General features: G+C 77.0%; 5 protein-coding genes. 2 read left to right on the top strand and 3 right to left on the bottom strand.

All coding sequences use genetic code 11. The features are described from left to right. Nucleotides 1-112: 112 nt before the first annotated feature. The 3 genes from ACFXHB_RS42965 to ACFXHB_RS42955 form a co-directional block, all read right to left on the bottom strand. On the bottom strand, nt 113-1162 hold the full coding sequence (locus ACFXHB_RS42965) for an ABC transporter substrate-binding protein (protein WP_380582381.1): 1050 nt from the start codon (nt 1160-1162) through the stop codon (nt 113-115). 156 nt (nt 1163-1318) lie between these two features. Further along, nucleotides 1319-2347, bottom strand: coding sequence for an N-acetylmuramic acid 6-phosphate etherase (locus ACFXHB_RS42960; protein ID WP_380582379.1), 1029 nt, complete (start codon nt 2345-2347; stop codon nt 1319-1321). A gap of 265 nt (nt 2348-2612) precedes the next feature. Beyond that, on the bottom strand, nt 2613-2705 hold the full coding sequence (locus ACFXHB_RS42955) for a putative leader peptide (RefSeq protein ID WP_380582377.1): 93 nt from the start codon (nt 2703-2705) through the stop codon (nt 2613-2615). A gap of 145 nt (nt 2706-2850) precedes the next feature. Between ACFXHB_RS42955 and ACFXHB_RS42950 the strand changes: the two genes are divergently transcribed. Together ACFXHB_RS42950 and ACFXHB_RS42945 are read left to right on the top strand one after the other, a co-directional pair. Then, nucleotides 2851-3744 (top strand): MurR/RpiR family transcriptional regulator, encoded by an 894-nt coding sequence (locus tag ACFXHB_RS42950; RefSeq protein ID WP_380582375.1) that lies wholly within the window; start codon nt 2851-2853, stop codon nt 3742-3744. Then, a complete protein-coding gene (locus ACFXHB_RS42945) occupies nt 3713-4813 on the top strand; it encodes an N-acetylglucosamine kinase (RefSeq protein WP_380582373.1) in 1101 nt (366 codons plus the stop codon). The genes ACFXHB_RS42950 and ACFXHB_RS42945 overlap by 32 nt, the downstream gene beginning before the upstream one ends. Nucleotides 4814-4942 lie beyond the last annotated feature (129 nt).

Here is a 4942-nt window from a genome sequence, read left to right as displayed (position 1 = left end):
CAGCTCTTCGACGAACAACATGCGTTCACCTCCGGTCCCTCAGCGGCTCTGGCCGCGACGGCTTGACTAGTTAGGCACGCGAGATGTCTCTCGGGGGATCGCCGGGTGCCGCTCAGCCGGCCAGGGCCTGGCGCTGGACGGCCTCGAAGCGGCGGTCGAACTCGCCCGACACGTCGAGCTTCCCGGGGAGCGCCCCGGCGTCCGCGAGCAGGTCGGCGATGGCCTGGTGGTCGGCGACGGCCCGGTCGTACGGGGGGAACACCGCGGTGCCGGTGTTGCGGTAGATCTGCGTCCCGGTGGCGGCGGGGATGTTCTGCTTCTTCACGTAGTACTGCTCCACCCATCCGGCCTCGTTGGCGTTCTGCCAGGTCAGCGACTTGACCCAACGGGCGGTCAGATCGGCCAGCGCGGCGGTGCGCGGCGGGTCCCGGAGGGTCTTGCCGGGGGTGATGAGCAGCAGCAGGCCGCTGGTGAGGTCCTTGTCGTCGGTGATCTCGTGCGCGCCCTTCTCGGCGTTGGGCAGCAGGTACTTGGAGGCGAGCGGCTCGGTGAGGGCGGCGGCGTCGATCTGACCGCTCTGCAGCGCGGCGGGGATGTCCAGGACCTGGAGGTTGACCAGGGTGACGTCGGTGGTCCGCAGCCCGGCGCGCTTGAGCGCGTTGAGGACGGCGGGCTGGAAGGTGGTGTCCTCGGTGTAGGCGATCTTCTTGCCCTTGAGCTCGGCGACGGTCCGCGCCGGATTGCCGGGCGAGGTCACCAGGTGGACGGCGGAGCGGCTGGTCTGGGCGACCCCGACCACCTTGACGTCCTGCTGGGCGGCCTGGGCGAAGATGGCGGGCGTCTCCGCGACGATGCCGACGTCGAGCGAGCCGGCGCGGAAGGCCTCCAGGATCGCGGGGCCGCCCTGGAAGGCGTTGTACCCGAGCTTGTACGCGGTGCCCTGGTCCTGGGCGGAGGCCTTGAGCAGCGTCTCCAGCTGGGCGTTCTGGTCGCCGATCCGGAGCTCGGTACCGGCCGGGACGGCGGTCGGCAGCGCGTCCTGCGGGGCGGGCGCCGCGCCGGCGGACCCGGTGGTGCGGCCGGTGGAGGCGCAGGCGGTCAGGGTCAGTGCGCCGACGGCGAGTGCGACGGCGAGGCGGCGGTAGCGGCGGGGGCGGTGCATGAGTGGGACTCCTCTGTCAGTGCGGTCTGCTGCGGTGCGGCAGTGCGGTGCGGCAGTGCGGTGCGGCAGTGCGGTGTGGCAGTGCGGTGTGGCAGTGCGGTGCGGTCCGGTGGTGAGCCGGCGGCGGCCGGTGGGCCGCGCGCCGGGCGCCCGTGGTCACGGTCGGGTGGGCGAGGCGGAGGGCGCGGCGATCGGCGCCTGCGCGCCGCCCGGGGCCGCCGGGGCGGGAGGCGCGCTCGCGGCGAGCGGATCGGCGGCCCCGGCGGGCACCTCGCCCGGACATCGGACGGACGCCGGGCGGAGCACGTCCAGCGCGCCCCGCACCGTCCCGCCGCCGCTCGCCAGCGCGGCGCGCGCGGTGGCCGGGTCGGCGTCGGCGAGCAGCACCACGAGGGCGGCCTTGAGGTCGCCGTCGGTGGCGGCCAGCGCGGCCCGGCAGGCCTCCGGTCCGGCGCCGGAGGCCTGGGCGAGCAGGGTGAGTGTGCGGGCGGCGAGCTTGCGGTTCCCGGCCGCGACCTCGGTCATGAGGTTGGACCAGGTGCGGCCGAGCCGGATCATCACGGCCGTCGAGAAGCCGTGCAGTACCAGCTTCTGCGCGGTGCCGGCCTTCATCCGGGTCGAGCCGGTGATCACCTCGGGGCCCGACTCGACGCAGACGTGCAGGTCGGCGAGGTCCGCCAGTGGCGCCTCGGGGTCGGCGCTGACCAGGACGGTCACCGCACCGGCGGCGCGGGCCGCCCGCAGCGCGCCCGCCACGTACGGGGTCCGGCCGCTGGCGGCGAGGCCGAGCACCACGTCGCCCGCCACCGCTCCGGCGAGCGCGGCCCGGCCGGCCTCCTCGCTGTCCTCGGCGTCCTCCGCCGCCCGGGTGAGCGCGGCCGGCCCGCCGGCCAGGTGGACCCGGATCCGGTCGGGTGCCAGCCCGTAGGTGGGGGGCAGTTCGGCCGCGTCCAGGGTGGCGTAGCGGCCGGAGGAGCCGGCGCCGACGTAGTGCACGGTGCGGCCGGTCCGCAGGGCGGTGACGGCGGCGTCCACCGCGCGGGACAGCGTCGGCAGGGCGGCCGCCACGGCGGCGGGCACGGTGGCGTCCTCGGCGTTGATCAGCCGCAGGACGCCGAGCGCGTCGAGCCGGTCGATGCCGGTGCTGCGGGGATTGCGCGCCTCGGTGGGCGGCAGGTGGTGCACGGGGGCTCCCGGTGTGGTGCGGGGACGGGGGAGGGCGGGGCGGGGTCCGGCGACGGACCCCGCCCCGAGGTCGAGGGGCGCATGCGGGAAGGGGGGCTTCAGTCGAGGGCGTCGGCGAGCGGGCGGGCCTTCGGTCCGTCCAGGCCCTCACCGGGGAAGAGACAGACGCCCCGGCCCCCGGAGGCGTCGAGCGCGTGGCCCAGGGCAGCCCGGAGCCCGGGGCGGGTGTGTGAGCGCGGCGGCGGGGGCCGGGCGGCGCGGGGTGTCAGCGAAGGGGCGCGGCGGCCGGACAGGCGGCGGTGGTGACGCGACAGAGGTCCACGTGGGCCCGGGTGGTGAGGACGACGGCACGGGACACGGCGCGCTCTCCTCTCCGGGGTCGTGGTGGCACACTTCGGACACACCCGCGGTTGACACCCGTCGGGATGTCGAGGATTCTCGCACAGGACTCTTCGAATGTGGAAGAGCAACATCGGCGGGCAACAGGATGTGGGAGGGATGTCGTGGACCGCACGTCGGCCCAGGCTCTGATGGTGCGACTGCGGGGCAGGCTGCCCTCCCTGTCGCCGGTGGAACGCGCGGTGGCCGAACGCGTCCTGGCCGACCCGGCCGGCGCGGCGGCCCTGAGCATCAGTCAACTGGCGGCGGAGGCAGGCGTTTCCGACACCTCGGTGACGCGGTTCTGTCGCACCGTCGGCCTGCGCGGCTACCCCGATCTGCGACTGGCGCTCGCCGCCGCCCAGGTGGCGGCCGCCGACGAGTTCGCCGTTCGGGTCGGCGCCGACGGGGACATCGCCGCCGGGGACGACACCCGCACGGTCGTCACCAAGGTGGCCCGCCTCACCGCCCGGGCCGCCGAGGACACCGCCGCCCAACTCGACCTCGACGCCCTGGACACGGTGGTCGACGCGCTGGTCTCGGCCCGCCGGATCGAGGTGTACGCGGCCGGCGCCGGCGCCGTGGTCGCCGCCGACCTGGAGTACAAGCTCCAGCACCTCGGCCTCGTCTGCGCGGCCCACTCCGACGTCCACCGCGCCCTGATGGGCGCCGCCCATCTCACCGCCGCCGACGTCGCCCTGGGCATCTCCTACTCGGGCCGCACCCCCGAGGTCCTCGACCCGGTCGCCGAGGCCGCCCGGCGCGGCGCCACCACCGTCGCCCTCACCAGCGACCCGGGCTCACCGCTCGCCGCCGCCGTCGCCCGCGTCCTCACCTTCGCCGGCCGGGAGAGCGAACTGCGCACCGGCGCCACGGTCAGCCGCACCGCCCAACTCACCGTGGTGGACTGCCTCTACGTCCGCCTGGCGCAACGACTCGACACCCGGGCCGCCGACGCCCTCGACCGCACCCACCAGGCCGTCACCCGTGGCCGCACCCCCCGGCGTCACCGTGGCTGACCGCGAGCGGCCCGGCGCCGGCCCGGGCGGGCGACTCGCCGCCGTGCCAGGGCCGGAACCCGCCGACGAGGACGGCTGGGTGACGGGCGTCGACGTCGGCGGGTCCGGCATCCGGGTGGCGCTCGCCCCCGGCGGGTGGCCCACCGACCTCGCCCGGGCCCGGACGGTCGAGGTGGCCGCAGCCGCCCGGGTCTCCTCCGCGGCCGCCGGTCAGGACGCGGACGCGCTGCTCGGCCGGCTGCTGCCCGCGCTCACCGCGCTGAGAACCGGGTTGCCCTCCGGTACCCGGATCGGCGCGGTCGCCGTCGGTGCCACCGGGATGGCCCTGCTGGGACGGGACCTCGCGGAGCGCCTGCCCGGCCCGCTGGCCCGCGCCACCGGGACCGAACGCCTCGTCCTCGCCGGCGACGCGATCGCCGCGTACGTCGGCGCCCTGGGGACGGACGCCGGAGTGACCGTGGCCGGCGGCACCGGGCTGGTCGCGATCGGCTACCACGCGGAGACCGGCTGGCGGCGTGCCGACGGCTGGGGCCAGCTGCTCGGCGACTGCGGCAGCGGCAGCTGGCTCGGCCGGGCCGGACTGGAGGCGGCCCTGCGCGCGTACGACGGACGGACCGGCGGATCGCCCGCGCTGCTGACGGCGGCCGAACGCCGCTACGGCCCGGCGACCGGCCTCCCGGCGGCGCTCCAGCCACACCCGGACCGTGCCGCGCTGCTCGCCGCGTTCTCCCCCGACGTGGCGGCCGCGGCCGAGGAGGGCTGCCCGGTCGCCGGCGCGATCGTCCGGCGGGCGGGGGAGGAGATCGCCGCCAGCGCGGCGGCCGCCGCCCGCGCCGCCGGTCTCCCGGAGCCCCGACTGGCCCTCACCGGTGGCCTCTTCCGCCTGGAACCGCTCCGCCGGGCGACCCTCGACGCGCTGAGCGCCGGCCTGCCCGCCGCCCGGCTCCGCGAGCCCGACGGCCCGCCCCTGCTCGGCGCCCTGCGGCTCGCCGCCGCGGCCGCCGCCTCCGGCGGCCTGCCGTGGCCGCTCGACCCACCCCTGCTGGACCTCCTGCACCGGCCCGCTTGACCGGGGAGCGGCGCGCTCCGGGCCGACGCACGAACAGGTCCGCGGGCCGGGAACCGAGGAGGGGAGGCGACGGCCCGGGCCGTCGCCTCCCCACAGGTGTAACCACGGAGTCGTGGGTGTCCCGGCCCC

It is taken from the genome of Kitasatospora sp. NPDC059327, from assembly GCF_042752535.1.
Taxonomy (GTDB): Bacteria; Actinomycetota; Actinomycetes; order Streptomycetales; family Streptomycetaceae; genus Kitasatospora.
Note: the sequence above shows the minus strand (reverse complement) of the source record. Positions and strands in the feature narration are given on the sequence as shown.